Below are 25454 nucleotides of genomic sequence, written 5' to 3'. Positions count from 1 at the left end.
GGTGACCCGCCAGGGAGCGGCCGAGAGGCAGCGGGGCGCCCGGCGACGACTGGAGCTGCTGGGCCTGGCCGCCCTGGCGGCGCTGCTGCTGGCCAGGCTGGACCTGGCCACCCTGGCGGCAGGCATCGGTCTCTTCCTGTGGGGCATGAGCCATCTGGAGGAGGCCGTCAAGCGCCTCTCCGGCGGCACCCTGGACCGCTGGCTGCACGCCGCCACCCGCGCCCCCACCCGCGCCATCGGCGTCGGTGCGCTGGCCACCGCCCTGGTGCAGTCCAGCTCCCTGGTCACGCTGCTGGCCATGTCCTTCGTCGGCGCCGGACTGGTCAGCCTGACCGGCGCCATCGCCCTGCTGTTTGGCGCCAACCTGGGCACCACCACCGGGGCCTGGCTGATCGCCGGCTTCGGGCTGCGCTTCGACCTGGCCCAGTACGCCATGCCGCTGCTCGCCGTCGGGCTGCTCGGCCGTTACCGCCTGAGCGGCCCCCTGACGGGCCTGGCCGAGAGCGGCTCCGCTGGCAGCGACTGCCCCCTGGCTGGCCTCCACGCTGATGAACGACCTGCATCAGGCCAGTCGACTGATTGCCGCGCTCGGCGAGCCGCCACGCTCGGACTGAGGCCGCCCCGGCGTGCGGAAACCCGCACACCGGAGCGCTCGCCACGTGCGGAATTCCAGCCCATTGAAAAACCGGCACTTTCCACCTTAGTCGAACTCGATTGCGACAACTCTTTGATGCAATGGCTTTTTATTCGCCAAGGCACGGGCTTTGCCTATACTGACGGATGTATGCCAACGCATCTTTCATGAGCGAGCGCTTTCCCGCGGAGAGGGCTACGCTCTTCATAACGACAAGGCAATCGGAGTGACACCATGCGACATACCGCATCCAAGCTGATCCTGAGCACCTGTCTAGGCGCCGCCCTGATCGCGACCGGCGCCCAGGCCGACGACCGTGACGACTGGCCCCGCAGCCTGACCGTAGGTACCGCCAGCCAGGGGGGCACCTACTACATCTACGGCTCCGGCTGGGCCAACATGGTTGGCGACGCCCTCGGCGTGCCCTTCGGTGCCGAAGTCACCGGCGGCCCGGTGCAGAACGCTACTCTGGTCCAGATGGGCGAGCACGACTTCGGCATGGTGACCATGGGCCCGGCCTACCAGGCCTGGATCGGCGAAAGCGAGCTGGCGCCGGGCGTCGAGCACACCGATGTGCGGGCCGTTTTCCCGATGTACCAGACCACCCTGCAGATCATCACCCTACAAGGCTCCGGCATCACCTCGGTCTCCGACCTCGACGGCATGACCGTGGGCGTGGGCCCGGCCGGCGGCACCTCGGACATGTACTACCCGCAGCTGTTCGAAAAACTCGGCCTCGACGTCGACACCCGTAACGGCGGCGCCTCTGACCAGGCCGGCCAGCTCCAAGACGGCCTGATCGACGCCTTCGCCTTCGCCGCGGGCATTCCGATCTCAGCCTTCAGCCAGCTCGAGGCTCAGGCCAACGTCAACATCTTCTCCTTCTCCGAAGCGGAAATGGAGCAGGTGCTGGGCGACTACCCGGAGCTCTCCCCGGCCTCCATCCCGGCCTCCGTCTACAGCAGCCTGGAAGAGGATCTGCCGGCCATCTCCATCTGGAACTTCGCCATCACCCATAAGGACATGCCGGAGTCGCTGGTCTATGAGGTAACCAAGACCGTGATGGAGAATCACGATCGCATGGTGCAGATCCACGGCGCCGCCCGCGAGACGGTTCCCGAGAACTACGAGCACAACACCTTCCTGCCGTGGCATCCGGGTGCCGTGCGCTGGTTCGAAGAGAACGGCTACGACATTCCGGAAGACCTGCGCGGCTGATCGTCCCAGCGCGCCATCGACGCCGGCCTACGGGCCGGCGTCATCGCCTCGCGCTAACGCAGGCTTTCGCAACCCTTTAGGCACTCCGGCATGACTCAAGACACCCAACCAAACGAACCCGCTGCAAAGATCGGCACGACAGGGGTCGCTGACATCCCCATCGCTCACAACGAGCGCGTACTCTCGGGCCTGCTCGGCAAGACGGTCTTCGCCGCCTGCGTCCTGTTCACGGCCATGCACCTCTATGCGCTCAATATTGCGCCTATCGAGACCTGGGCCTTTCGTATCATCCACGTGGCCGGCGGCCTGGCCGTTGGTTTCGCCATCACCGCGGCGATGACCCTGGACCGCAGCCCCGGCAGCGTGCGTATCGGCCGCGCCGAATGGTTTGCGCTGATCCCCTCGGTCGGCGCCATCGCCTACGCCAGTTTCTGTATTCTCTACGCCTGGTTCGTGCGCGAGACCCGCGGCACACCGCCCGCCGACTGGGTGCTGGTGCACTTGAGCTGGTCGCTGGTCATCGCCTCCGCCATCGCCCTGATCAGCAGCTGGGTGTGGCGCAGCTCCAGCCGCTCGATCCACTGGGCCGATGCCGTGCTGATCGTCGCCTCGATCATCGTCGCCGCCTTCCTGCTGTTCGTGCTCAACCGCTGGCGCATGGCCGCCGGCACGCCGTTCGTCGGCCAGACCGAGTTTCTGATCTCGGCGGTGGGCGTGGCGTTGATCATGGAGCTGACCCGTCGCGTGGCCGGCCTGGCCCTGATCATCATCACCGCCGTCTTCCTGGTCTATGCCTTTGCCGGCCCCTATCTGCCAGGCCTGCTCGAGCATCGCGGCTACTCACCGCAGCGCTTCTTCACCTATCTCTACACCGACAACGGCATCCTCGGACCGACCACCGCCGTTTCTTCGACCTATATCATTCTGTTCATCACCTTCGCCGCCTTCCTGCAGGCGTCCAAGGTGGGGACTGCTTCATCAACTTCGCCTTCGCCGCCGCCGGCCGCGCGCGGGGTGGCCCGGCTAAGGTAGCGGTCTTTGCCTCCGGCCTGATGGGCATGATCAACGGCACCTCCGCCGGCAACGTGGTGGCCACCGGTTCGCTGACCATCCCGCTGATGAAGAAGGTCGGCTACCGCCCGCGCAGCGCCGGTGGCATCGAGGCCGCGGCCTCTACCGGCGGGCAGATCGTGCCGCCCATCATGGGCGCCGGCGCCTTCATCATGGCCGAGATCACCGGTATTCCCTACACCGAGATCGCCATTGCCGCGCTGATCCCCGCCGCGCTCTATTTCCTCTCCATCTACCTGATGGTCGACCTGGAAGCCCGCCGCGACGGCATGCAGGGCATGCGCAAGGATGAAATTCCGCAGTTCCGTCGCCTGGTCAAGCAGGTCTACCTGTTCCTGCCCATCATCATTCTGATCGGCACCCTGTTCATGGGCTACTCGGTGATCCGCGCCGGCACCCTGGCGATGGTCAGCGCCGCCGTGGTCTCCTGGTTCACCCCGCACTGGATGGGGCCCAAGGCGCTGCTCAACGCCCTCTCGCTGGGCGCCCGCATGGCGATTCCGCTGATCGCGGTGTGCGCCTGTGCCGGCATCATCGTCGGCGTCATCTCCTTGACCGGGGTCGGCGCGCGCTTCGCCTCCATGCTGCTGGGCATCGCCGATGCCAGCCACCTGCTGGCGCTGTTCTTCGCCATGTGCATTTCGATCCTGCTGGGCATGGGCATGCCCACCACCGCCGCCTATGCGGTGGCCGCCTCGGTGGTTGCCCGGGCCTGCAGCAGATCGGCATTCCGCCGCTGGTGGCACACTTCTTCGTGTTCTACTACGCGGTGCTCTCGGCGATCACACCGCCGGTGGCGCTGGCCGGCTACGCGGCCGCGGCGATCTCCAATACCGACCCGCTGAAGACGGCCATGACCTCCTTCAAGTTCGGCCTGGCCGCCTTCATCGTGCCCTTCATGTTCTTCTACAGCCCGGCGCTGCTGATGGACGGCACCTGGTCGCAGATTCTGCGCGTGGCCATCACCGCCGGTATCGGCATCTACCTGCTGGCCTCGGCCGTGCAGGGCTGGTTCCTCAACGGTGTCGCCAACCTCGTGCAGCGGGGCCTACTGCTCGCCGCCGCGCTGTCGATGATTGCCGGCGGCTGGATGACCGACCTGGCAGGCTTGGCAGTCGGCGCTCTGGTCTTCGCCTGGCAGGCCGCCGCACTGAAACGCAAGCCCAGCGTCTCGAGCTGATCCTTCGGCGCGAGGCGCCCGCAGTGCCCGGCCGGGGCGGCATCCGCCGCTCCGGCCGTTTTGTCAGCAAGACGAACGACCCAAGGAGGCAGGCCATGCTTAGCGTACGGTATACGACCCTCCCCTTCCTGCTTGCCGCCAGCGCCCTGCTGGCCGGCAGCCCCCTCGCCGACGAGCGCAGCGACTGGCCCGAGCGCGTCCACCTGGGCACCGCCTCGCTAGGCGGCACCTACCAGGTCTACGGCGACGGCCTGGTGACCCGTATCAGCGACGAGCTCGGCGTGCTTGCGCTCTCCCAGGCCAGCGGGGGGCCCTTCCACAACATGACCCTGGTACACACCGGCGAGGCCGAACTGGGCCTGGTGACCCTGGGGCCGGCCCGGGAGCTATGGGACGGCGAAGGGGTCGTCGCCCCCGGCGAACAGATGCGCAACGTCCGCGCCCTCTTTCCCATGTACCAGACCCCCTTCCACGTGGTCACCATGGCCGACTCGGGGATCGAAAGCCTCGAGGACCTCAGCGGCCGGCGGGTCGGCGTGGGCCCCATGGGCGGCACCTGCGCCGCCTACTGGCCGCAGTTCCTGGAGGCGCTGGGTATCGAGGACGTGAACCTGCAGTACGCCGGGGCCAACCACCTGGCGGACTACCTGCCGTCACGGCTCAGCGACGCCTTCGCCTTCTGCGCCGGGCTGCCGATCCGCGCCTTCCAACGCCTCGAGCGCAACCATGCCGTGCACATGTTCGGCCTCACCGAGGCTGAGCAGGCCAGCCTGCTCGAGGCCTTCCCCGTTGAACCCTTCGAGATCCCGGCTGATACCTATGCCAGCATGGACGCTCCGCACGCCTCGGTCTCCTTCTGGAACTTCGCCATCGGCCACAAGGACCTGCCCGAGAGCTTCGTCTATGAGCTGATGGCGCTGGTGCTCGACGACCCCGACGCCATGGAGGCCATTCATCCCGCCGCGGCGGAGACCCGCGCGGAGCACCTGGACAAGAACGACGTGCTCTGGTTTCACCCCGGCGCCGTGCGCTACTACGAGGAGCATGGGTTCGAGGTACCGACCGCCATGCTGCCCCCGAGCTGCGCCCGGACGAGGAGAACGACGAAGACGACGATGATGCGGTCAACGAAGATGAGGAGGCGATCGACGACAGCGAAGCCGCCGATAGCGAAGCGGCCGACAGCGCCGACTGACGCCCGCCGTCTTGGCAGCGCATCAACGCCCTCGCCCCGCCATTGGCGGGGCGAGGGCGTTTTCAGGGCTCTTCACACTTTGGCGTGAATCCGTGCTTCTGGCTGCATTGTGGGAGGCCGGCTCTGCCGGGCGAAGGCGCCGCAGGCGCCCCTTTGGCAGTGCTGCGCACTGCTTCGCGAGCTAAAGCTCCCTCCCACAAGGCCTGTTCACGCCAGTCTGCGATGAACCGTTTTCAGGGGCGGCGGCCGGTGATATTGTCGAGCACCTTTAGACTCGGCTCGGCCTGGTTCAGGGTGTAGAAGTGCAGCCCCGGCGCGCCGCCGTCGAGCAGGCGCTGGCCGAGCCGGGAAATGACCTCCTCGCCGAAGGCGGCGATGGACGCACTGTCGTCTCCGTAGGCCTCGAGCTGCTTGCGGATCCAGCGCGGAATCTCGGCGCCGCAGGCATCCGAGAAGCGGGCCAGCTTGGTGTAGTTGGTGATCGGCATGATGCCGGGCACGATGGGTGCCTCGACGCCCAGCCGGCGCGCCCGCTCGACGAAATGAAAATAGGCATCGGCGGTAAAGAAGTACTGGGTAATCGCGATGTTGGCGCCGGCCTTCATCTTGCGGGCGAAGTTCTCGAGATCCCGCTCGAAGCTGGGCGCCTGGGGATGCGACTCCGGGTAGGCGGCCACGGCGATTTCGAAGTGATCGCCGGTCTCCTCGCGAATGAACTCCACCAGCTCGTTGGCGTAGCGCAGCTCGCCGACGCCGCCCATGCCGGAGGGCAGATCGCCGCGCAGGGCCACCAGGCTGTCGATGCCCTCTTCGCGATATTGGGCCAGCAGGTCGCGCAGCTGCGCCTTCTCGCTGCCGATGCACGACAGGTGGGGCGCGGTGCTGATGCCGCTCTCGCGCACCTGGCGTACGGTGTTCAGGGTGCGGCTCTGGGTCGAGCCGCCGGCGCCGTAGGTCACCGAGAAGAAGCGCGGATTCCGGCTGGCCAGGGCGTCGCGCACCCCCATCAGCTTGTCACGCCCCGCCTCGGTGTTGGGGGGAAGAACTCGAAGCTGATGCCCAGCGGATGTTCCTGCGTACTCATCGATTCACCTCATGAAGACCGTGCCTGTTGGCCCTATCTGCCCACTGCCCGCGGGCCCGGCCAATGAAAGATTCGTGGCCCACTATCGATGTCATTCATATTGGTGGCGCTGACATCCCGGCCCCGTCCAGGCATGATGACGGCTTTCCGATTGGCGAGGGAGTGCACATGATCGACCCCGGCACCCTGATGGGGCCGCTATGGACCCTGCTGGGCTTCGTCGGCCTGGGCTGGCTGGCGGCCCGGCGGCTGGCCGTCGACCCGCGCCCCATCGCCACTCTGCTGATTTACATCATCGCCCCGCTGACCTTCTTTCGTGGCCTGCTGCTGGGCGGTCCCACCCCGGAGTATCTGCTGCTCACCGCGGCGCTGTTCGTCGCATGCAGCCTGGTCGCCCTGGTCGTCAGCCGCCTGGCGCGCCCCTTCTTCGCGCCCCAGGAGAGCGCCCTGCTGGCCTTTTCGGCGGGCACCGGCAATACCGGCTACTTCGGCCTGCCGGTCGCCATGATCCTGCTCCCCCCGGAGGGCGTCACCCTCTACCTGTTCTGTATCCTGGGGGTCACCCTCTACGAGTTCACCATAGGCTTCTACCTCAGCGCCCGCGGCCAGTTCTCGGTGCGCCAGAGCCTGGTCAAGATCGTCCGCCTGCCGCTGGTGTATGCCTTTCTGGCCGCGCTGCTGGTCAGCGGCCTGGGGCTCTCGGTGCCCGAGGCGCTGATGGATGGCCTGGCGGTGTTCCCGGCTACCTATACCCTGCTGGGCATGATGATCATCGGCATGACGCTGGGACGGGTCGCACTGCATGAGTTCGACGCGCGCTTCATCACCGCCTGCGTGGCGCTGCGCTTCGGCCTCTGGCCGCTGCTGGCCGTGGGCACGGTGCTGGGCCTGCAGGCGATCGTCCCTTTGCCCAGCGAGCTGGCCCTTGCGCTGCTGCTGATCGGCGTGGTGCCCATGGCCGCCAACGTGGTGGTGGTGGCCATGGAGCTGGCGATACGCCCCGCCAAGGGTGCCCTGGCGGTGCTGGCCACGACCCTGGCCGCCCCGCTGCTGATCCCGCTCTATCTGACGCTGATGGGGCGCCTGGCAGGGCTGTAGAACGTTTGGCCTTGAAGCTCGGCCCGGTAGAGCTAGCCTGAAGCAAGACACCTTCGGAAGGAGGCGATCATGCATCGTTATGGATTTTGGGCGCTCGCCATCATCATGCTGCTTTTCCTCGCCCCCGCCCAGGCCCACCACGGCTGGGTCGGCGGCGAGACCATCGAGATCGAAGGCACCATCACCCATGTGCGGCTGGGCAATCCCCACGGCGAAGTGCAACTCAACGTGGATGGCGAAACCTGGACGGTCGAGGTCGGCCAGCCCTGGCGCAACGAACGCGCCGGATTGGCAGAGGGCGACCTCGCCGAAGGCGTGGAGCTGCGCGTCTCGGGCGAGCATGCCCGTGAACATGTACTCAAGGCCGAGCAGCTGTGGATCGGCGAGGAGCACTACGTGCTCTATCCCGGGCGAATCTGACTTGGCAGCGTGGAAGCCCTGCTGACATCGCTCGCCGATACGGCCCTGGCCGAATGGGTGCGGCTCTCACGCTGGGGCTATGCGGCGATCAATGCCCTGCACGTGCTGGGCATCGCCCTGCTGGTCGGCGCCATCGTCACCCTCGACCTGCGCCTGCTGGGTTGGCGCAAGCGCTTGCCGCTGCATGAGCTGGGCCGGCTGCTGCAGCCGGTGGCGATCGCGGGGCTGCTGCTGGCAATGGTCACCGGGGCGCTGCTGTTTCTCGCCGACCCCAGCGGCTATACCGCCATGCCGCTGTTCGTGCTCAAGCTGGCGCTGATCGCACTGGCCATCGCCAATGCCCTGCTGCTCAATCTGGGGCCGGGGCTGGCACATGCCACGCCCCGACGGCTGCGCGCGGCCGGCATACTGTCGCTGCTGCTGTGGCCGGCCGTGCTGCTGGCGGGCCGCATGCTTGCCTTCGTCGACGGCTGACAAATGGAAGCGCCGCCCGCAGGCGGCGCTTCGTTTTCCGTTACCTCGCGATACGCCTTAATAGCGATAGGCATCCGGCTTGTAGGGGCCCTCCGCCGGCACCCCGGTATAGTCGGCCTGGGCGCGGGTCATGCGGGTGATCACCCCGCCGAAGCCGGCCACCATGTAGCGGGCCACTTCCTCGTCGAGATGGCGAGGCAGCACGCTGACCGCCAAGGCGTCACGCTTCTCGGCCTCCGGCCGATCGGCGAAGCGGCGCTCATAGAGATGCATCTGCGCCAGCACCTGGTTGGCAAAGGAGCCGTCCATCACCCGGGACGGATGACCGGTGGCGTTACCCAGGTTCACCAGCCGGCCCTCGGAGAGCAGGATCAGGTAGTCGCGGCTGCCGGGATCGAAGTCGCCAGGCGTGCTGTCACGATAGACCTTATGAACCTGGGGCTTGACCTCCTCCCAGTGCCAATGGCGGCGCATGTGGGCGGTGTCGATCTCGCTGTCGAAATGGCCGATGTTGCATACCACCGCGCCGGGCTTGAGCGCCTCGAGCATGGCCGCGTCACAGGCATCGATGTTGCCGGTGGCCGTCACCACCAGGTCGATGCGCTCGAGCAGTGCCCGGTCAGTGCTCTCGGCGCCCCGGTTGTCGCCGTCACGGTAGGGCGAGACCACCTCGAAGCCGTCCATGCAGGCCTGCATGGCGCACAGCGGGTCGATCTCGCTGACCTTGACGATCATGCCCTCCTGGCGCAGCGAGGCGGCGGAGCCCTTGCCCACGTCACCGTAGCCCACCACCAGCGCCTGCTTGCCGGCCAGCAGATGGTCGGTGGCGCGCTTGATGGCGTCGTTCAGCGAGTGGCGGCAGCCATACTTGTTGTCGTTCTTGGACTTGGTGACGGCATCGTTGACGTTGATGGCCGGCACCCGCAGCGTGCCGTCGCGCAGCATCTCCTGCAGGCGATGCACCCCGGTGGTGGTCTCCTCGGAGATGCCGTGCACCGCATCGAGCAGCTCGGGGCGCTTGTCGTGCAGTAGCGCGGTGAGGTCACCGCCGTCGTCCAGCACCAGGTTGGGGACCCAGCCGTCCGGGCCCTCGACGGTCTGCTCGATGCACCACCAGAACTCCTCCTCGGTCTCGCCCTTCCAGGCGAATACCGGGATGCCCGCCGCGGCGATGGCGGCGGCGGCATGGTCCTGGGTGGAGAAGATATTGCAAGAGGACCAGCGCACCGTGGCCCCCAAGTCGGTGAGGGTCTCGATTAGCACCGCCGTCTGGATGGTCATGTGGATACAGCCGGCGATGCGCGCCCCGGCCAGGGGCTGCTCGTCGCGGTACTTGTCGCGGATCGCCATCAGCGCCGGCATCTCGGTCTCGGCGATACGGATCTCGCGACGTCCCCAGTCGGCCAGGCTGATATCGGCGACCCGATAGTCCTGCACCTCAGGGGTCGAAACGGCGGGCTGGTTCATGCGTCACCTCCAGATGGGAAATTCGGTGACTTTCACTATAGGCCGAGCCGCCCCCCCCTGCCAAGCCAGCACCAACGCGGGTCAACGCACCGGTGCCCAACGACGACGCCCGGCACTTGGCCGGGCGTCGTGCTCTCCGCGGGGCGCGACTCAGAGGCCGGCGGCCTGGCGCAGGGCCTTCGCGCGGTCGGTCTTTTCCCAGGGGAAGGCGGTGAAGGTCTCGCTGCGCTGCTCGCCCTTGTCGTCCCTCCAGGTGTAGCTGGTCTCGAAGGGCGCGCGACCGAAGTGGCCGTAGGCCGCGGTGAGCTGGTACATGGGGTGGAGCAGATCGAGCATGCGGGTGATGGCGTAGGGGCGCAGGTCGAAGTGCTCGCGCACCAGCTCAATGATGCGGGCGTCGTCGATCTTGCCGGTGCCGAAGGTATTGATCGAGACCGAGGTGGGCTCGGCCACGCCAATGGCGTAGGAGACCTGGATCTCGCACTTGTCGGCCAGTCCCGCGGCGACCAGGTTCTTGGCCACGTAGCGGCCGGCGTAGGCGGCGCTGCGATCGACCTTGGAGGGGTCCTTGCCGGAGAAGGCACCGCCGCCGTGGCGGGCCATGCCGCCGTAGGTGTCGACGATGATCTTGCGTCCGGTGAGGCCGCAGTCGCCCACCGGCCCGCCGATCACGAACTTGCCGGTGGGGTTGATATGAAACTTGGTGCTCTCCCCCAGCCACTCGGGGGAATCACCTCCTCGATGATCTCGCGTCGCACCATCTCGCGCAGCTCGTCCTGGTCGATCTCCGGGTCATGCTGGGTGGAGAGCACCACCGCCTCGACGCCGCAGGGCATCCCTGCCGCGTCATAGCGGAAGGTGACCTGGCTCTTGGCGTCCGGGCGCAGCCAGGGCAGCAGGCCGTGCTTGCGTAGCTCCGCCTGGCGCTCCACCAGGCGGTGGGCGTAGTGGATCGGCGCCGGCATGAACGACTCGGTCTCGTTGGTGGCATAGCCGAACATCAGCCCCTGGTCGCCGGCGCCCTGATCCTCGGGCTTGGTGCGATCGACCCCCTGGGCGATGTCCAGGCTCTGCTTGCCGATCAGGTTGAGCACGCCGCAGGTCTCGCCGTCGAAGCCCACATCGGAGGAGGTATAGCCGATCCCGGTGATCACCTCGCGCACCAGCGTCTCGAGGTCGACCCAGGCCGAGGTGCTGATCTCGCCGGCGACGATCGCCACGCCGGTCTTGACCAGCGTCTCGCAGGCCACCCGAGCCTGCTTGTCACGGGCGATGATGGCGTCCAGCACGGCATCGGAGATCTGGTCGGCGATCTTGTCCGGGTGGCCCTCGGAAACGGACTCGGAAGTAAACAGGGAGTATTCGCTCATGGCGTCCTCGACCCTTTGTGGAACGTCGGCAAAAGTAGCGCGGCGCTGTCCAGGCGGGGCTTGACGACCCTGCCCGATGCGGAGAAGGGCCCGTGCGGGCCGGAAACGGTATCCACCGGTTTCGCGGTGCAGAGTTTACACGCTGCCACCCGCTCTGGCACCCGCCATTTGATGACCGACGGCAAGTCGGCGACAATAGGCGTCCGAATTCGACCGCGCCGCCCCACCCCTGCGGCGCCCCCAGCCAGAACGCACACCCGGCCGGCCCCTCTGCATACGGCAGACAGGCGCCGCCGTGGACTTGCCCCATTCTGCCGCAGGCGAGGAGCTGACCCAATGCCGTCCCGTTTCGAACTGGCCAACGCCATTCGCGCCCTATCGATGGACGCCGTCCAGAAGGCCAAGTCCGGCCATCCCGGCGCCCCCATGGGCATGGCCGACATCGCCGAAGTGCTGTGGAACGACTACCTCAAGCACAACCCCAACGATCCCAAGTGGCCCGACCGCGACCGCTTCGTGCTCTCCAACGGCCACGGCTCGATGCTGCTCTACTCCCTGCTGCACCTGACCGGCTACGACCTCGACCTGGAACAGCTGCAGAGCTTCCGCCAGCTCCATTCCAAGACCGCCGGGCATCCCGAATTCGGTTACGCTCCGGGCATCGAGACCACCACCGGCCCGCTGGGCCAGGGCCTGGCCAACGCCGTGGGCATGGCCATCGCCGAGAAGACCCTGGCGGCGCAGTTCAACCGCCCCGGCCACACCATCGTCGACCACTACACCTACTGCTTCGTCGGCGACGGCTGTCTGATGGAGGGGGTCTCCCACGAGGCCTGCTCCCTGGCCGGCACCCAGCAGCTCGGCAAGCTGATCGCCTTCTACGACGACAACGGCATCTCCATCGACGGCGAGGTGGAGGGCTGGTTCACCGACGACACCGCCAAGCGCTTCGAGGCCTACGGCTGGCACGTGGTACCCAAGGTGGACGGACACAATCCGGAGGAGATCAAGGCCGCCATCGAGCTGGCCAGAAGCCAGGACGACAAGCCCAGCCTGATCATCTGCCAGACGGTGATCGGCTTCGGCGCTCCCAACAAGCAGGGCAAGGAGGAGTGCCACGGCGCCCCGCTGGGCGAGGAGGAGGTCGCCGCGGCCCGCAAGCAGCTCGACTGGCCCCATGCCCCCTTCCACGTGCCCGAGCCCATTTACCAGAGCTGGGATGCCCGCGAGAAGGGGCAGTCCGTGCAGGGCGACTGGCAGCACCGCTTCGAGCGCTACCGTGAAGCCCACCCGGAGCTGGCCCGGGAGTTCCAGCGCCGCGCCCAGTGCAAGCTGCCGGCGGAGATCACCAGCGAGGCCATGATCGAGCAGGCCCAGCAGGCCGGCGAGAGCATCGCCAGCCGCAAGGCCTCACTCAACTGCCTCAACGAGCTGGGGCCGCAGCTGCCTGAGCTGCTGGGCGGCAGCGCCGACCTGGCGCCCTCCAACCTGACCTTCTGGCAGGGGGCCCGCGCCATCACCCCGGAGACGCCAGACGGCAACTACCTGCATTACGGGGTGCGGGAATTCGGCATGGGCGCCATCATGAACGGCATCGTGCTACACGGCGGGTTCATTCCGTACGGCGCCACCTTCCTGATCTTCATGGAATACATGCGCAACTCGGTGCGCATGGCGGCGCTGATGGGCAAGCGGGCCATCTACGTCTTCACCCACGACTCCATCGGCCTGGGCGAGGATGGCCCCACCCACCAGCCCATTGAGCAGCTGACCAACCTGCGCACCACGCCGAACCTCTGCACCTGGCGGCCCTGCGACGCCGTGGAGACCGCCGCCGCCTGGGACGCCGCGATCAAGCGCAACTCCGGTCCCACCGCCCTGGTGCTGTCGCGCCAGGGACTGCCGCACCAGGCGCGCAGCAAGCCGCAGCTGGCCAATATCCAGCGCGGCGGCTACGTGCTGAAGGAGTGCGAGGGCACCCCCGAGCTGATCCTGATCGCCACCGGCTCCGAAGTGGGGCTGGCCATGGACGCCGCCGCCGAGCTGGAAGGCCAGGGCCGCGCGGTGCGGGTGGTCTCCATGCCCTCGACCTACCGTTTCGACGGCCAGGAGGCCGAGTACCGTGAGCAGGTGTTGCCCCGTGCCGTGACCAAGCGCCTGGCCATCGAGGCCGGCCACGCCGACTACTGGACCAAGTACGTGGGCCTGGACGGCGACGTGATCGGCATGCGCAGCTACGGCGAGTCCGCCCCGGCGGGAGATCTGTTCAAGCACTTCGGCTTCACCGTCGACAACGTGGTGGCCCGGGCCCAGGCGCTGCTCGACGCCTGATCGCTACCGCCAGCGCAGTCGGCAAAAGGGCACGGCCATTCGGCCGTGCCTTTTTCGGACCTTCACAGACTGGCGTGAGCATGTTTGGCAAGCTTCAAGGTGGGAGGCCGGCTCTGCCGGGCGAAGGCGCCGCAGGCGCCCCTTGGGTAGCGCTACGCGCTACTTCGCGAGCTGAAGCTCCCTCCCACAAAGCCAGTTTCGCCAGTCTGCGATGAACCTTTTTTCGTTCATCACGCGGGCGGGCGCTGGGGCTCAGGCGACGGTGATCGAGTCGTCGAGATAGACATCCTGGATGGCGTTGAGCAGCGCCACGCCCTCGGTCAGGGGCTTCTGGAAGGCCTTGCGTCCGGAGATCAGCCCCATGCCGCCAGCGCGCTTGTTGATCACCGCGGTGCGCACCGCCTCGGCGAGATCGCTTTGCCCCTTCGAGCCGCCGCCCGAGTTGATCAGGCCGGCACGCCCCATGTAGCAGCTCGCCACCTGGTAGCGCGCCAGGTCGATGGGGTGATCGGAGGTCAGCTCGCTGTAGACCCGGTCGTGGGTATGGCCAAAGCCGATGGCGCGATAGCCGGCGTTGGTCTCCGGCAGCTTCTGCTTGACGATATCCGCCTTGAGGGTCGCGGCCAGGTGGTTGGCCTGGCCGGTGAGGTCGGCGGCCACGTGGTAGTCGGCGCCCTCCTGCTTGAAGGCCGGGTTGCGCAGGTAGGCCCACAGCACCGTGACCAGGCCCAACTGATGGGCACGCTCGAAGGCCTCGCCGATCTCCAGGATCTGCCGACGGCTCTCGTGGGAGCCGAAGTAGATGGTCGCCCCCACGCCCACGCAGCCCATGTCGAAGGCCTGCTCCACCTGGGCGAACGGTGTCTGGTCGTAGATCGCCGGATAACTCAGGGTCTCGTTGTGGTTGAGCTTGAGAATCATCGGCACCCTGTGGGCATAGCGCCGGGCCACCGAGGCCAGCACGCCAAGCGTCGAGGCCACGCCGTTGCAGCCCCCCTCGAGGGCCAGCTCGACGATATTGGCCGGATCGAAATAGCGCAGATTGGGCGCAAAGAGGCGCCGGCGGAGTGCTCGATGCCCTGGTCCACCGGCAGCAGGCTGAGATAGCCGGTGCCGGCCAGCCGGCCGTGGTCGAACAGCGACTGGAGATTGCGCAGCACCGCCGGGCTGCGGTCGCTCGCCACCACCACCCGGTCGACGAAGTCCGCCCCCGGCAGGTGCAGCGACTCCTTAGGCACGCCCTCACAGCGGTGCTCAAGCAGATGGTGGGCGTCGTCGCCCAGCAAGCTGACGATATCGGTCATCTCTCTCCCCTTGATCGGATCTCCCGGCCCTTTCAGCGTAGCGCAAGCGTTCCGCCGCGGGGAAGGAGCGCATCGGGGAGAGTCGTGCGGCAGGTGGCGCCTAACAGGCGGGAGCGGCCGACGGCACTGCCCCGTCGGCCGCCGGGGCGAGCGCTCAGGCCGCCTTGACCTCGATGCGCCGCCGCTGATGGGTCTGCTTCTTGGGCAGCACCAGGTGCAGGACCCCATTCTCCACCCGCGCCTCGATAGCCGCGGTATCGATCTCCTGGCTCAGGGTGAAGCGCCGGGCGAAGCGTTGCGCCCGCACCTCAGCGTAGATGGCCGACAGGCCCTCCGGCATGTCGAGCCGGATCTCCCCTTCCAGGCTCAGCACGCTGTCGTCGACCTCGATGCTCAACGACTCAGCGGTCACACCGGGCATGTCAGCGACCAGGTGCAGGGCGTTGCCCTCCTCGTAGATGTCCACCGGCGGCTGCAGCGCCACCTCCTGAGGCTCGCCCGTGACCGGCGGCTGACCGGCGGTCAGCTGGCGGGCGGTGTCTTGCTGCTTGGCGATATCCTTCATGACGGCTCACCTCCTCACTATCGACGCTGGACGATGTCATGCCGAACGAATCTCGATTCGCCGCGGCTTGAGTTCCTCGCGCTTGGGCAAGAAAATCTCGAACACGCCGTTGTGCCAACGCGCCTCGGCACGGTCGGCATCCAGGCCGTCGGGCAGCGCGATGGCGCGGGCGAACTCGCCGCTGCTGCGCTCGCGGCGGAAGTAGGGACGCCGCGCCTCTCCCTCGGCCGCCTCGGATTCGGCGGCGCGCGTGCCGCGCACGGTGAGCACGTTGTCCTGGATGCTGACATCGAGCTCGTCGGCGGACAGCCCCGCGGCGAACACATAGACACGCACCGCATCATCGGTGCGTCCCACATTGATCATCGGGTAGCTGCCACGAGGCACCGAGCGGATATCCGCCGCACCGCTTTCCGGAAACATCTCGTCCATCAGTTGGCGGAACCAATCCACGCCCCGGGACGACCCGGTATCGAAACGCCTGAGATCTCCGAACATCACGAACACCTCCTACGCTAGACAGGGCAAAAGTGATGGGGCACGGCCTCGCAAGGCTCCCCGAAAGGAGAAATAGGGGTGCGCCCGCGCTTTTCAAGGCCCCTTCGGCCGCCCATCGTCGGCTGGGACTCGACGGGGCATTTGCGCTAGAATTACCGCTTTGCCCCGCCCGCTCGAGGAGACTTCGGCGCCCCCATGGCCCAGCGTATCGCCATCAACGGTTACGGCCGCATCGGCCAGTGCGTGCTGCGCGCCCTGGTGGAACGGGCCGCCCCCGAGCTCGAGGTCGTGGCCATCAACGAGCTCTCCGACCTCGATACCATCGCCTATCTGACCCGCTACGACACCACTCACGGCCGCTTCCCCGGCCAGGTATCGGCGGCGCATGGCCGCCTGGTGATCAACGACCGGCCGATTCGCGTGCTCTCGGAGAGCGACCCTTCCCGGCTGCCCTGGCAGGCCCTGGGCATCGACCTGGTGCTGGAGTGCTCGGGCAGCTTCAGGGACCGCGCCACCGCCGAGCGTCATCTCGCGGCCGGGGCCGGGCGGCTGCTGTTCTCCCAGCCCGCGGAGAGCGACGTGGACGCCACCATCGTCTGCGGTATCAACGACGAACAGCTCAGAGCCGAGCAGCGCATTCTCTCGGCGGCCTCCTGCACCACCAACTGCCTGGTGCCGGTGCTCACCGTGTTGGACGAGGCGCTAGGCATCGAACACGGCGTGACCACCACCATCCACTCGGCGATGAACGACCAGCCGGTGATCGATGCCTATCATCAGACCGACCTGCGCCTGACCCGCTCGGCGATGCATTCCATCGTGCCGGTGGACACCGGCCTGGCCCGCGGCATCAATCGCCTGATGCCGCACCTGGCCGGGCGCTTCGAGTGCCTGCACATGCGCGTGCCCACCATCAACGTCTCGGCCATGGACCTGTCGCTGTGCGTGCGCCGCGACACCAGCGCCGCCCAGGTCAACGCCCTGCTCCGCCACGCCAGCCAGGAGCGCCTGGCCGGCCTGCTCGGCTACACCGAGGAACCCATGGCCTCCGTCGACTTCAACCACGATCCCCGCTCCGGTATCGTGGACGCCACTCAGACCCGGGTGGCCGGCCACCGCCTGATCAAGCTGCTGTGCTGGTTCGACAACGAATGGGGCTTTGCCAACCGCATGCTCGACGTCGCTCGGCGCGTGGCGGCGATGCCGCCCGCCAACTAATTTACTTCGGCCCTTCCCAAATGAGGAATCCGCTTCCATGAACGTGCGCAAGATGACCGACCTTGACCTGCGTGGACAGCGCGTGCTGATCCGCGAGGACCTGAACGTGCCCGTCAAGCATGGCAAGGTGACCAGCGATGCCCGCCTGCGGGCCAGTCTGCCGACCATCCAGGCCGCCATGGAGGCCGGCGCCAAGGTGATGCTGATGAGCCACCTGGGCCGCCCCACCGAGGGCGAGCCGGCCGAGGAGTTCTCCCTGGCGCCGGTGGCCGAGCGCCTGGGTGAGCTGCTGGGCCGCCCGGTGACCCTGATCAGCGACTACCTGGACGCCGCCCTGGACCTGGCCGACGGCGAGGTGGTGCTGCTGGAGAACGTGCGCTTCAATGCCGGTGAGAAAAAGGACGACGAGGCACTGGCCAAGCGGTACGCCGCGCTGTGCGATATCTACGTGATGGACGCCTTCGGTACCGCCCACCGCGCCCAGGCCTCCACCCATGGCGTGGCGCGCTTCGCCCCGGCGGCCTGTGCCGGCCCGCTGCTGGCCGCCGAACTCGACGCCCTGGAGAAGGCGCTGGCCAGCCCCAAGCGTCCCATGGCCGCCATCGTCGGCGGCTCCAAGGTCTCCACCAAGCTCGACGTGCTCAACGCCCTCTCCGAGAAATGCGACCAGCTGATCGTCGGCGGCGGCATCGCCAACACCTTCATCGCCGCGGCGGGCCATCCGGTGGGCAAGTCGCTCCATGAGGCCGACCTGGTCCCCCAGGCCAAGGCGCTGATGGAGCGGGTCGAGATCCCGCTGCCCACCGACGTGGTGGTAGCCACCGAGTTCTCCGAGTCGGCCGAGGCAGTGGTCAAGCCGGTCGATCAGGTTGGCGACGACGAGATGATCCTGGATATCGGCCCGGAGACCGCCGCGCGCCTGGCCGGCCTGCTCAAGGATGCCGGCACCATCCTCTGGAACGGCCCGGTGGGCGTGTTCGAGATCGACCAATTCGGCCAGGGTACCGAGGCGCTGTCTCGGGCCATTGCCGAGAGCCCGGCCTTCTCCATCGCCGGTGGCGGCGACACCCTGGCCGCCATCGACAAGTATGAGATCAATGATCGGGTCTCCTACATCTCCACCGGCGGCGGCGCCTTCCTCGAATACGTCGAAGGCAAGACCCTCCCGGCGGTGAAGGCTCTGGAAGACGCCGCCACCCGCTAAGCCCCGACATCCCTTGACCGGCACCGCCACCGGCGGTGCCGCCTCTGCACAGCGATAGACACAGGTGAGTTCATGGCACTGATCAGTATGCGCCAGATGCTGGACCACGCCGCCGAATACGGCTACGGCGTGCCGGCCTTCAACGTCAACAACCTCGAGCAGATGCGCGCCATCATGGAGGCCGCCGACCAGACCGACTCCCCGGTGATCGTCCAGGCCTCCGCCGGCGCCCGCAAGTACGCCGGCGCGCCCTTCCTGCGCCATCTGATCCTGGCCGCGGTGGAGGAATTTCCGCACATCCCGGTAGTGATGCACCAGGACCACGGCACCAGCCCCGCGGTGTGCCAGCGCTCCATCCAGCTGGGCTTCTCCTCGGTGATGATGGACGGCTCGCTGGGCGAGGACGGCAAGACCCCCATGGACTACGCCTACAACGTCGACGTCACCCGGCGCACCGTGGAGATGGCCCACGCCTGCGGCGTCTCCGTGGAGGGGGAGTTGGGCTGCCTGGGCAGCCTGGAGACCGGCATGGCCGGCGAGGAAGACGGCATCGGCGCCGAGGGCAAGCTCGACATGGAGCAGCTGCTCACCGACCCGGAGGAGGCCGCCGACTTCGTCAAGGCCACCCAGGTGGACGCCCTGGCCATCGCTATCGGCACCAGCCACGGCGCCTACAAGTTCACCCGGCCGCCCACCGGCGACACCCTCTCCATCCAGCGCATCAAGGAGATCCACGCCCGCATCCCCGACACCCACCTGGTGATGCACGGCTCCTCCTCGGTGCCCCAGGAGTGGCTGGCGGTGATCAACGAGTTCGGCGGCGAGATCCCCGAGACCTACGGCGTGCCGGTCGAGGAGATCGTCGAGGGCATCCGCCACGGCGTGCGCAAGGTCAACATCGACACCGACCTGCGCCTGGCCTCCACCGGCGCGGTGCGCCGCTTCCTGGCCCAGAATCCGTCCGAGTTCGACCCGCGCAAGTTCCTCAAGGAGACCGTCAGCGCGATGCGCGATATCTGCATCGCCCGTTACGAGGCCTTCGGCTGCGCCGGCAACGCGTCGAAGATCAAGCCGATCAGCCTCGAGGCCATGTACCAGCGCTACGAGCGCGGCGAGCTGGCCCCCAAGGTGAAATAAAGGGTTCATCGCAGACTGGCGTGAACTTACCCTGTGGAGGGAGCTTCAGCTCGCGAAGTAGCGCGCAGCGCTACCCATGGGCGCCTGCGGCGCCTTCGCCCGGCAGAGCCGGCCTCCCACCATAGAACCTGGCAAACATGTTCACGCTAAAGTGCGAAGTGCCAAATAAGGTAGCCGAAACGCCAAGGCAGCCGCATCAGGGGCGTCAAGGGTGACGCCCCAGCGCCCGGGCCACAGCGACGAAAAAGCCGCCCCGGTGGCGGCCGGGGCGGCGAAGGCGGGTGACGCTGCCGTGATCACCCGATGGGAGAACGGCCATCCCTCCTGGATGGCCTCAGGGCTTACCAGCCCTCGTCATCGTCGTCGTCACTCGGGACTTCCCACTCTTCCTCTTCGTTCTCCTCCTCGTACTCGAACTCGAACTCCTCTTCTTCGTCCTCGTACTCGGTGGCGTCATGGTCGGTGCCGAAGGTGTCATCGGCGGAGCCGTAGTTCTCATCGGGCGCCGTCTCCTCCTGCGGCACCGGCTCCTGCTCCTCTTCCTCGTGGAAGCCGGCAAAGGTCAGGGGGCTGGCCAGCAGGCCGAAGGACACACCGAGCACACCGAGCTTCTTGAGAAATTCCTTGGACATCATGGGTCGCACCTCCAATCTTCAGGTCTGGACTTGCGAATGGCGAAAGCCGCGAAGGCTTTCCAAGTTGCTTGCCGGCGTTATGCCTTTAGGGCGTGGTCGCCGACCGTGTCGAATCACCCTGAACGTTGCACAGGGCAGGCCAACCTCCGGCCATGATTCGACAAATATCTTTAATATCAAAAGGATAAGGAAACACCACGGTTCGAGAATGACACCCCGCCCCGGCCGCTTTCGGTGGTGATATCTGACACATGCGCCTTGGCGCGCCACCCGAATCGGCGCCCCAGCGGCCACCTTCACCTTGAAGGTTGGCCAGGTTGGCGCAATACTATTCGGAAACGGCGTTCGCAAAGTCTTGCGCAGTGTGCTGCCAGACGCGCGAACGGTCGGACACAGATAAGGTAATGATCACCACGTAGCGGTGAAACGCCCCTGGCCTGCGAGAGATGTTCGGCAATGACACGCCCGCTCTGCCTGCTCTTTGACTGTGACGGCACTCTGGTCGACAGCGAGCCCCTGCTCGCCGACGAGATGGCCACAGCCCTCAACGCCGTCGGCCTGCCGTTCCAGGTCAACGACTACATCGGCGAGTTCCGCGGGGCCCGCTTCCGCCGGATCGTCGCCGAGCTGGAGAGCCGGCACGGCCCCGTGGACCCCGCCACCCTGGCGCCCCTCGAGGCCACCATGCGGGCCAACCTCAATCACCGCCTGGCCACCGAGCTCACCCCCATCGAAGGCGCCGCGGAAGCCCTGGCGCTGCTGCACCACTACCCCATGGGGGTGGTCTCCGACGGCCCGGCCAACAAGATCCGCACCTCACTGGTCGCTACCGGTCTCGATGGCCTGTTCGACGATCGCCTGTTCAGCGCCTACGCGGCCAACTGCTGGAAGCCCGACCCCCGCCTCTACCTGCATGCGGCCAGCGAGATGGGCTATGCCCCGGCGCAGTGCCTGGCCATCGAGGACTCCGTGGTGGGCGTGCGTGCCGCCCTGGCCGCCGGCATGACGGTGGTCCACCTCAATCGCTTCCCCGACGCGGAGGAGACCCCCGAGGGGGCCATCATGATCACCAGCATGTACCAGCTGCCCACGGTCGTCAGCCAGCTGGCCGGCGCGATGGAGCCGCAGCGCCGGTCGAGCGCCCTCAGCCGCTGAGCCGGCACCCAAGCCAAGGGCCCGGGGCGGGATGCAGGCCGCGCCATCCAGCGGTATCATCGCCTCACCTCCACCGCAAAGGAGCCCGCCATGGCGACCCTGCAGGACCAGCTGCGCGGCCTGGTCTACTCCACCGAGCACGGCGACATCTGCCCCGGCTGCCGCCACCCAAAGGCGGAGTGCAGCTGCGCCGAAGCGGCCGAGCAGGCGCGGATCGCCGCGCTCGACGGTATCGTGCGCATTCGCCGGGAAACCAGCGGCCGCAAGGGCAAGGGGGTGACCACGGTAGCCGGCGTGCCGCTGGCCGAGAAAGCGCTCAAGGCCCTGGCCAAGGCCCTCAAGCAGCGCTGCGGCACCGGTGGCGCCGTCAAGGCGGGGGTGATCGAGATCCAGGGCGACCACCGCGAAGCGCTCAAGACCGAGCTGGAGAGCCGCGGTTACACCGTCAAGCTCGCCGGCGGCTAGGGAGGTCCGCTATGTCCCCGACACACCGTTTCCTCGGGCGCCCGCGACGCCTGGCGCTGCCCTTGCTGGCCGCCCTGGCGCTGGCCGGCTGCGCCGCCACGCCGGAGTTCGCCGAGCTGAACACCCGGGTGCTCCCCCCGCAGGGCCTGAGCCTCGACGACCGCGCCGAACTTCGGGTCGCCCTGAGCGATGCCGATGGCACCCTGGCCGAGACCCGGCTCGAAGCGCACGGCAGCGGCCCCTGGCCGGCGGTGCTTCGCTATGACCGCCGAGCCCTCGCCGCGGCCGAAGCGCCACGGCTCAGCGCCGAGCTTCGTCAGGCGGGGCGTCTGACCCATGCCTCGCCCGAGCCGGTGGCAGTGGATCCCGAGGCATCGGCCGATGATATCGATCTCCCGCTGGCGGCTCGGCCCTGACGGCCGCCGCCAGGGCACTCAGGGTCTCGCCGGCCGAGGCCTCGAGCTTCAGCGCATAGAGCCCGTCGGCCCGGGTACGCCCCTGGTTCACGCAGGCCAGCGGCTTGCCGGCCCGAGCCGCGGCCCGGGCGAAACGGTACCCCGAATAGACCATCAGCGACGACCCCACCACCAGCAGCGCATCGGCCGCCTCGACCAGGGCCATGGCCTGCGCCACCCGCGCGGCGGGAACGCTGTCGCCGAAGAACACCACGTCGGGCTTGTAGATCCCCGGCCGCAGCGCCCGCAGCCCGGCACCTGAAAGTCGGCAAAATCCCGCTCCAGGTCGGCGTCGCCGTCGGGCCGCAGCGGGGCTCTGGCGGCGTCGGCGGTCTGCCACTGCGGATTGCATGCCGCCAGCTCGGCGTGAAAGTCATGGCGCATGCGTCGCGCGCCACAGGCCATGCAGCGCACCAGGTCGGCGCGACCATGGAGGTCGACCACCCGGCGGGAGCCGGCCTGCTGGTGCAGGCCATCCACGTTCTGGGTGATGAGTCCGCTCACCACGCTCTGCGCCTCCAGCTCGGCCAGCGCGCGGTGCGCGGGGCCGGGCCGCGCCTGCTGAAGTGCCCGAAAGCCGACCAGCGCGCGTGCCCAGTAGCGCTGACGCGCCCCGTGGCGACTCATGAACTCGCGATGCTGCATCGGCGGCGAACACTTCCAGGCACCGCTGGCATCGCGGTAGTCGGGGATGCCGCTGTCGGTGCTGACCCCGGCGCCGGTGATCACGACGAGGCGCGGGTAGCGCGCCACGAAGGCCCTCAGCCGTTCATCCGCGACCGCCTGTCTCGCCGCTGCTGTTTCGCTCATCGTCTCTCCCCCTGGCCTGCCGGCCATCGTGCTTCACCACGGCTTCCCAACGAAGACCATGGCCCTGGCAGGGTGAGGTTGTCTAGAATGAATCGCTCATGCGCCCATAACAGGCAAGGACGGACCCCTTGATGGCCTGGCTGGAATACCTGCTTCCCCTGATCTTCCTGTTCCCCCTGGGGGCAACGGCGGTGATCGTGATCGCCCTGCGCAACCTGCATGACGCCCGGGTGCGCTCACCGTTCAACGCCCGCCCCCTGCGCGAACCCGGGCAGGCCCTGCGCGACCGCCTCGACCGCGCCTTCGGCACGCTGTTCCTGGACGGCGCGCTTGGCCCCATCGTCACCCTGGCCCCGCTGGTCTACGGCATGGGGCGCATGCTCTTCGCCAACCAGCAAATCTGGATCGAGTGGGCCCTCTACGGTGCGCTCAGCACCCTGCTGGTGCTGGTGTTCTGCTTCCTGCTGATCCGCGACTTCCAGCACATCCGACGCATCAAGCTGGGGCTGGCCTGCGAGCTGGCCGTGGGTCAGGAGCTCGAGCGGCTGATTCGCCCCGAGGCCCATCCCTACTATGTCTTCCACGACGTGCCCACCGACAGCCACACCATCGACCACGTGGTGGTCACTCCCCACGGGATCTTCGTGGTCGAGACCCGCGCCCGTACCCGCCCCTTTACCGCCGCCGGCAAGGAGATCAACGTGGTGACCGTGGAGCGCGACCGGCTGCGCTTCCCCGGTTGGAGCGAGCGCCGGTCACTGGAGAAGGTCCACCACGATACGCGCTGGCTGGCCGAGTGGCTGGAGACGCAGTGTGGCGAACCGGTGCCGGTGCGCGGGGTGCTGGCGCTGCCCGGCTGGGACATCCTCTGCCAGGCCCCGGCCAAGGGGCTGCTCGTGGTCAGCGGCGAGACCCTCTCCCAGCAGCTCATCGAGCAGCACCTCGGCGAGCTGAGCAACGCCCTGCATGACAAGGCGATCAGCGTGCTGCTCGAGCGAGCCGCCCTGCTGGAAGAGTCGCCCAACCTGCGCCCCCCTGCCGTTTAGGCGCTGTTCAAGAAGACGCGCGGAGCGGCTCAGTCCCCTTGAGCCTGCCGCCCATCTCCTGGGCCAGATCCACCGCATAGTGGTCGGTCATGCCGCCGATGAAGTCGAGCATGCGTCGATAGCTGGCATAGAGCGACCAGGAGGGCAGCGGAGTGTTTTCACCGATCAGCGCCAGCACCCGCTGGTGCTTGAAGCTGGAGCGGCCGGTGTGGTGCAGCTCATGGGCCGCGCCGATGAAGGCCTCCAGCAGAATGCCCAGCGTGGTATAGGCGCCGATCTCCAGCTTGGCCTTGCGCTCGTTCTGGAAGATCCGCTCCCGAGCCAGCTGCTTGGCCGATTTGACGCCCCAGCCCAGATCGGGGTGGCATAGCTCCAGCAGATCCTCCTGCAGGGTGCCGGCCAGCAGCTCGGCCTCGTGCTGCACGAACACCGCTCCCACGTCATTGACCGCCCGCTCCATGGCGGCGCCGCGCAGCGCGGCGATACGCCGCCGCTGGGACACCCCTTGACGCTGCATGGCGGCGTAGTCCGCCGGCGGGTCCCCGGCGATCTGCAGCAGCACCTCGGCCACCTCATCGAAGCGCAGGATGCCCATCTCCAGGCCGTCCTCCAGGTCGAGCAGCGCATAGCAGATGTCGTCGGCGGCCTCCACCAGCCAGGCCAGGGGATGCCGGCACCAGCGCCCGGCGCCGCGGGGCAAGAGCCCCAGCCGCTCGGCCACCTCCGCCAGCAGGGCCTTTTCGCTCTGGTAGCTGCCGAACTTGCCGGCCGCTCCAGCATGCTCCACGGTCCAGGGGTACTTGAGCAGGGTGCCCAGGGTCGCGGTAGTCAGGCGCATGCCTCCGCGGAACTGGTTGTACTCGATCTGGGTGACGATGCGAAAGCCCTGGGCGTTGCCCTCGTAGGTGAGCAGGTCGGCGCGCTCGTGCTCGGAGAGCCCCTCCAGCAGGCCGCTGCCATCCGCCTCGGCACGCTTGAACCAGTCGCGGATGGCGTACTCGCCGGCATGCCCGAAGGGGGGATTGCCGATGTCGTGGCCCAGGCAAGCGGCCTGGACGATCACCCCCAGGTCCGCCGAAGTGATCCAGGCCGGCAGCCGCTCGCGCAGCCCTTCGCCGACGATCATGCCCAGGGAGCGCCCCACGCAGCCGACTTCCAGGGAGTGGGTCAAGCGGGTGTGGATATGATCATTGTCGGTGAGCGGGTGCACCTGGGTCTTGCGCCCCAGGCGCCGGAAGGAGCCGGCAAAGACGATCCGGTCATGGTCCTTGTGAAAGGGGCTGCGGCCGATTTCGTCGCGTCCGCTGCGCTCTCCGTGCAGCCGTGAGGGGTCCAGCAGCCGCTGCCAGGTCATCTGCGTCATGGGCATCTCTCCTTGAGAGCCCCATTCTGGCACTCCCGGTCGACGCTTTGCCATCGC

General features: G+C 67.6%; 20 protein-coding genes and 5 pseudogenes. 16 read left to right on the top strand and 9 right to left on the bottom strand.

What is annotated here, in order from left to right; translation table 11 throughout:
• Window position 1: 1 nt before the first annotated feature.
• The 5 genes and pseudogenes from ACSJDS_RS03900 to ACSJDS_RS03880 all read left to right on the top strand — a co-directional run bounded on the left by ACSJDS_RS03900 (window position 2) and on the right by ACSJDS_RS03880 (window position 5386).
• The gene (locus ACSJDS_RS03900; protein WP_473032186.1) at window positions 2-805 is read left to right on the top strand and encodes a Na/Pi symporter; all 804 of its coding nucleotides are present in this window, start codon (window positions 2-4) and stop codon (window positions 803-805) included.
• Window positions 806-868: 63 nt separating this feature from the next.
• Window positions 869-1852, top strand: a complete 984-nt coding sequence (locus tag ACSJDS_RS03895; protein WP_473032185.1) for a TAXI family TRAP transporter solute-binding subunit — start codon at window positions 869-871, stop codon at window positions 1850-1852.
• Window positions 1853-1942: 90 nt separating this feature from the next.
• Window positions 1943-2884 carry a hypothetical protein gene (locus ACSJDS_RS03890; RefSeq protein WP_473032184.1) on the top strand — a complete coding sequence of 314 codons (942 nt, stop codon included), beginning with the start codon at window positions 1943-1945 and terminating at the stop codon, window positions 2882-2884.
• Window positions 2830-4103, top strand: a pseudogene (locus ACSJDS_RS03885) (TRAP transporter permease). The gene ACSJDS_RS03890 and the pseudogene ACSJDS_RS03885 overlap by 55 nt, the downstream one beginning before the upstream one ends.
• Before the next feature lie 95 nt (window positions 4104-4198).
• Window positions 4199-5386: a TAXI family TRAP transporter solute-binding subunit gene (locus ACSJDS_RS03880; RefSeq protein WP_473032183.1), complete on the top strand. Its 1188-nt coding sequence runs from the start codon at window positions 4199-4201 to the stop codon at window positions 5384-5386.
• A 145-nt stretch (window positions 5387-5531) separates the two neighbouring features.
• Here ACSJDS_RS03880 and metF read toward each other — a convergent pair.
• A pseudogene (gene metF / locus ACSJDS_RS03875) lies at window positions 5532-6382 on the bottom strand (methylenetetrahydrofolate reductase [NAD(P)H]).
• A 168-nt stretch (window positions 6383-6550) separates the two neighbouring features.
• On the opposite strand from metF, the gene ACSJDS_RS03870 reads away from it, so the two are divergent.
• From ACSJDS_RS03870 to ACSJDS_RS03860, 3 genes are all read left to right on the top strand, one after another.
• Window positions 6551-7480 carry an AEC family transporter gene (locus tag ACSJDS_RS03870; RefSeq protein ID WP_473032182.1) on the top strand — a complete coding sequence of 310 codons (930 nt, stop codon included), beginning with the start codon at window positions 6551-6553 and terminating at the stop codon, window positions 7478-7480.
• A 69-nt stretch (window positions 7481-7549) separates the two neighbouring features.
• Complete coding sequence (locus tag ACSJDS_RS03865) at window positions 7550-7900, top strand: DUF6152 family protein (RefSeq protein ID WP_473032181.1); 351 nt, start codon at window positions 7550-7552, stop codon at window positions 7898-7900.
• Between the two features lie 9 nt (window positions 7901-7909).
• The gene (locus ACSJDS_RS03860; protein WP_473032180.1) at window positions 7910-8374 is read left to right on the top strand and encodes a hypothetical protein; all 465 of its coding nucleotides are present in this window, start codon (window positions 7910-7912) and stop codon (window positions 8372-8374) included.
• A gap of 57 nt (window positions 8375-8431) precedes the next feature.
• On the opposite strand, the gene ahcY is transcribed toward ACSJDS_RS03860, so the two are convergent.
• On the bottom strand, window positions 8432-9841 hold the full coding sequence (gene ahcY / locus ACSJDS_RS03855; protein WP_473032179.1) for an adenosylhomocysteinase: 1410 nt from the start codon (window positions 9839-9841) through the stop codon (window positions 8432-8434).
• Between the two features lie 150 nt (window positions 9842-9991).
• Window positions 9992-11211: pseudogene (gene metK / locus ACSJDS_RS03850) on the bottom strand (methionine adenosyltransferase).
• A gap of 336 nt (window positions 11212-11547) precedes the next feature.
• Here metK and tkt point away from each other — a divergent pair.
• Window positions 11548-13542, top strand: a complete 1995-nt coding sequence (gene tkt, locus ACSJDS_RS03845) for a transketolase (RefSeq protein WP_473032178.1) — start codon at window positions 11548-11550, stop codon at window positions 13540-13542.
• Window positions 13543-13794: 252 nt separating this feature from the next.
• On the opposite strand, the pseudogene ACSJDS_RS03840 reads toward tkt, so the two are convergent.
• The 3 genes and pseudogenes from ACSJDS_RS03840 to ACSJDS_RS03830 form a co-directional block, all read right to left on the bottom strand.
• Window positions 13795-14846, bottom strand: a pseudogene (locus tag ACSJDS_RS03840) (class I fructose-bisphosphate aldolase).
• Window positions 14847-15000: 154 nt separating this feature from the next.
• The gene (locus ACSJDS_RS03835) at window positions 15001-15411 is read right to left on the bottom strand and encodes an Hsp20/alpha crystallin family protein (RefSeq protein WP_473032177.1); all 411 of its coding nucleotides are present in this window, start codon (window positions 15409-15411) and stop codon (window positions 15001-15003) included.
• 36 nt (window positions 15412-15447) lie between these two features.
• On the bottom strand, window positions 15448-15909 hold the full coding sequence (locus tag ACSJDS_RS03830; protein WP_473034969.1) for an Hsp20/alpha crystallin family protein: 462 nt from the start codon (window positions 15907-15909) through the stop codon (window positions 15448-15450).
• Between the two features lie 195 nt (window positions 15910-16104).
• Between ACSJDS_RS03830 and ACSJDS_RS03825 the strand changes: the two genes are divergently transcribed.
• The 3 genes from ACSJDS_RS03825 to fba all read left to right on the top strand — a co-directional run bounded on the left by ACSJDS_RS03825 (window position 16105) and on the right by fba (window position 19468).
• Window positions 16105-17127, top strand: coding sequence for a type I glyceraldehyde-3-phosphate dehydrogenase (locus ACSJDS_RS03825; RefSeq protein WP_473032176.1), 1023 nt, complete (start codon window positions 16105-16107; stop codon window positions 17125-17127).
• Between the two features lie 37 nt (window positions 17128-17164).
• Entirely contained in the window at window positions 17165-18331 is a 1167-nt protein-coding gene (locus tag ACSJDS_RS03820; protein ID WP_473032175.1) for a phosphoglycerate kinase, read from the top strand.
• A gap of 72 nt (window positions 18332-18403) precedes the next feature.
• A complete protein-coding gene (gene fba / locus ACSJDS_RS03815; RefSeq protein WP_473032174.1) occupies window positions 18404-19468 on the top strand; it encodes a class II fructose-bisphosphate aldolase in 1065 nt (354 codons plus the stop codon).
• A gap of 341 nt (window positions 19469-19809) precedes the next feature.
• Here the strand turns inward: fba and ACSJDS_RS03810 are convergent, their stop codons facing one another.
• Window positions 19810-20103: a hypothetical protein gene (locus ACSJDS_RS03810; RefSeq protein WP_473032173.1), complete on the bottom strand. Its 294-nt coding sequence runs from the start codon at window positions 20101-20103 to the stop codon at window positions 19810-19812.
• Window positions 20104-20559: 456 nt separating this feature from the next.
• Between ACSJDS_RS03810 and ACSJDS_RS03805 the strand changes: the two genes are divergently transcribed.
• The 3 genes from ACSJDS_RS03805 (at window position 20560) to ACSJDS_RS03795 (ending at window position 22139) form a co-directional block, all read left to right on the top strand.
• A complete protein-coding gene (locus ACSJDS_RS03805; protein ID WP_473032172.1) occupies window positions 20560-21258 on the top strand; it encodes an HAD family hydrolase in 699 nt (232 codons plus the stop codon).
• A 90-nt stretch (window positions 21259-21348) separates the two neighbouring features.
• Complete coding sequence (locus ACSJDS_RS03800) at window positions 21349-21723, top strand: translation initiation factor Sui1 (protein WP_473032171.1); 375 nt, start codon at window positions 21349-21351, stop codon at window positions 21721-21723.
• An 11-nt stretch (window positions 21724-21734) separates the two neighbouring features.
• The gene (locus ACSJDS_RS03795) at window positions 21735-22139 is read left to right on the top strand and encodes a YbaY family lipoprotein (protein WP_473032170.1); all 405 of its coding nucleotides are present in this window, start codon (window positions 21735-21737) and stop codon (window positions 22137-22139) included.
• On the opposite strand, the pseudogene ACSJDS_RS03790 reads toward ACSJDS_RS03795, so the two are convergent.
• Window positions 22024-22988, bottom strand: a pseudogene (locus ACSJDS_RS03790) (NAD-dependent protein deacetylase). The gene ACSJDS_RS03795 and the pseudogene ACSJDS_RS03790 sit on opposite strands and share 116 nt — an antisense overlap.
• 131 nt (window positions 22989-23119) lie before the next feature.
• Here ACSJDS_RS03790 and ACSJDS_RS03785 point away from each other — a divergent pair.
• Window positions 23120-24034 (top strand): nuclease-related domain-containing protein, encoded by a 915-nt coding sequence (locus ACSJDS_RS03785; RefSeq protein WP_473034968.1) that lies wholly within the window; start codon window positions 23120-23122, stop codon window positions 24032-24034.
• A 7-nt stretch (window positions 24035-24041) separates the two neighbouring features.
• On the opposite strand, the gene ACSJDS_RS03780 is transcribed toward ACSJDS_RS03785, so the two are convergent.
• Entirely contained in the window at window positions 24042-25397 is a 1356-nt protein-coding gene (locus ACSJDS_RS03780; RefSeq protein ID WP_473032169.1) for a deoxyguanosinetriphosphate triphosphohydrolase, read from the bottom strand.
• Window positions 25398-25454 lie beyond the last annotated feature (57 nt).

The organism is Halomonas sp. SL18_1, assembly GCF_055755715.1.
This window is presented reverse-complemented; position numbering and strand designations above follow the sequence as displayed.

Coding starts and splice junctions, on each gene's coding strand:
- ACSJDS_RS03895 (WP_473032185.1), top strand. CDS start 869: ATGCGACATACCGCATCCAAGCTGATCCTGAGCACCTGTCTAGGCGCC.
- ACSJDS_RS03890 (WP_473032184.1), top strand. CDS start 1,943: ATGACTCAAGACACCCAACCAAACGAACCCGCTGCAAAGATCGGCACG.
- ACSJDS_RS03880 (WP_473032183.1), top strand. CDS start 4,199: ATGCTTAGCGTACGGTATACGACCCTCCCCTTCCTGCTTGCCGCCAGC.
- ACSJDS_RS03870 (WP_473032182.1), top strand. CDS start 6,551: ATGATCGACCCCGGCACCCTGATGGGGCCGCTATGGACCCTGCTGGGC.
- ACSJDS_RS03865 (WP_473032181.1), top strand. CDS start 7,550: ATGCATCGTTATGGATTTTGGGCGCTCGCCATCATCATGCTGCTTTTC.
- ahcY (WP_473032179.1), bottom strand. CDS start 9,841: ATGAACCAGCCCGCCGTTTCGACCCCTGAGGTGCAGGACTATCGGGTC.
- tkt (WP_473032178.1), top strand. CDS start 11,548: ATGCCGTCCCGTTTCGAACTGGCCAACGCCATTCGCGCCCTATCGATG.
- ACSJDS_RS03835 (WP_473032177.1), bottom strand. CDS start 15,411: ATGAAGGATATCGCCAAGCAGCAAGACACCGCCCGCCAGCTGACCGCC.
- ACSJDS_RS03830 (WP_473034969.1), bottom strand. CDS start 15,909: ATGTTCGGAGATCTCAGGCGTTTCGATACCGGGTCGTCCCGGGGCGTG.
- ACSJDS_RS03825 (WP_473032176.1), top strand. CDS start 16,105: ATGGCCCAGCGTATCGCCATCAACGGTTACGGCCGCATCGGCCAGTGC.
- ACSJDS_RS03820 (WP_473032175.1), top strand. CDS start 17,165: ATGAACGTGCGCAAGATGACCGACCTTGACCTGCGTGGACAGCGCGTG.
- fba (WP_473032174.1), top strand. CDS start 18,404: ATGGCACTGATCAGTATGCGCCAGATGCTGGACCACGCCGCCGAATAC.
- ACSJDS_RS03810 (WP_473032173.1), bottom strand. CDS start 20,103: ATGATGTCCAAGGAATTTCTCAAGAAGCTCGGTGTGCTCGGTGTGTCC.
- ACSJDS_RS03805 (WP_473032172.1), top strand. CDS start 20,560: ATGACACGCCCGCTCTGCCTGCTCTTTGACTGTGACGGCACTCTGGTC.
- ACSJDS_RS03800 (WP_473032171.1), top strand. CDS start 21,349: ATGGCGACCCTGCAGGACCAGCTGCGCGGCCTGGTCTACTCCACCGAG.
- ACSJDS_RS03795 (WP_473032170.1), top strand. CDS start 21,735: ATGTCCCCGACACACCGTTTCCTCGGGCGCCCGCGACGCCTGGCGCTG.
- ACSJDS_RS03785 (WP_473034968.1), top strand. CDS start 23,120: ATGGCCTGGCTGGAATACCTGCTTCCCCTGATCTTCCTGTTCCCCCTG.
- ACSJDS_RS03780 (WP_473032169.1), bottom strand. CDS start 25,397: ATGACGCAGATGACCTGGCAGCGGCTGCTGGACCCCTCACGGCTGCAC.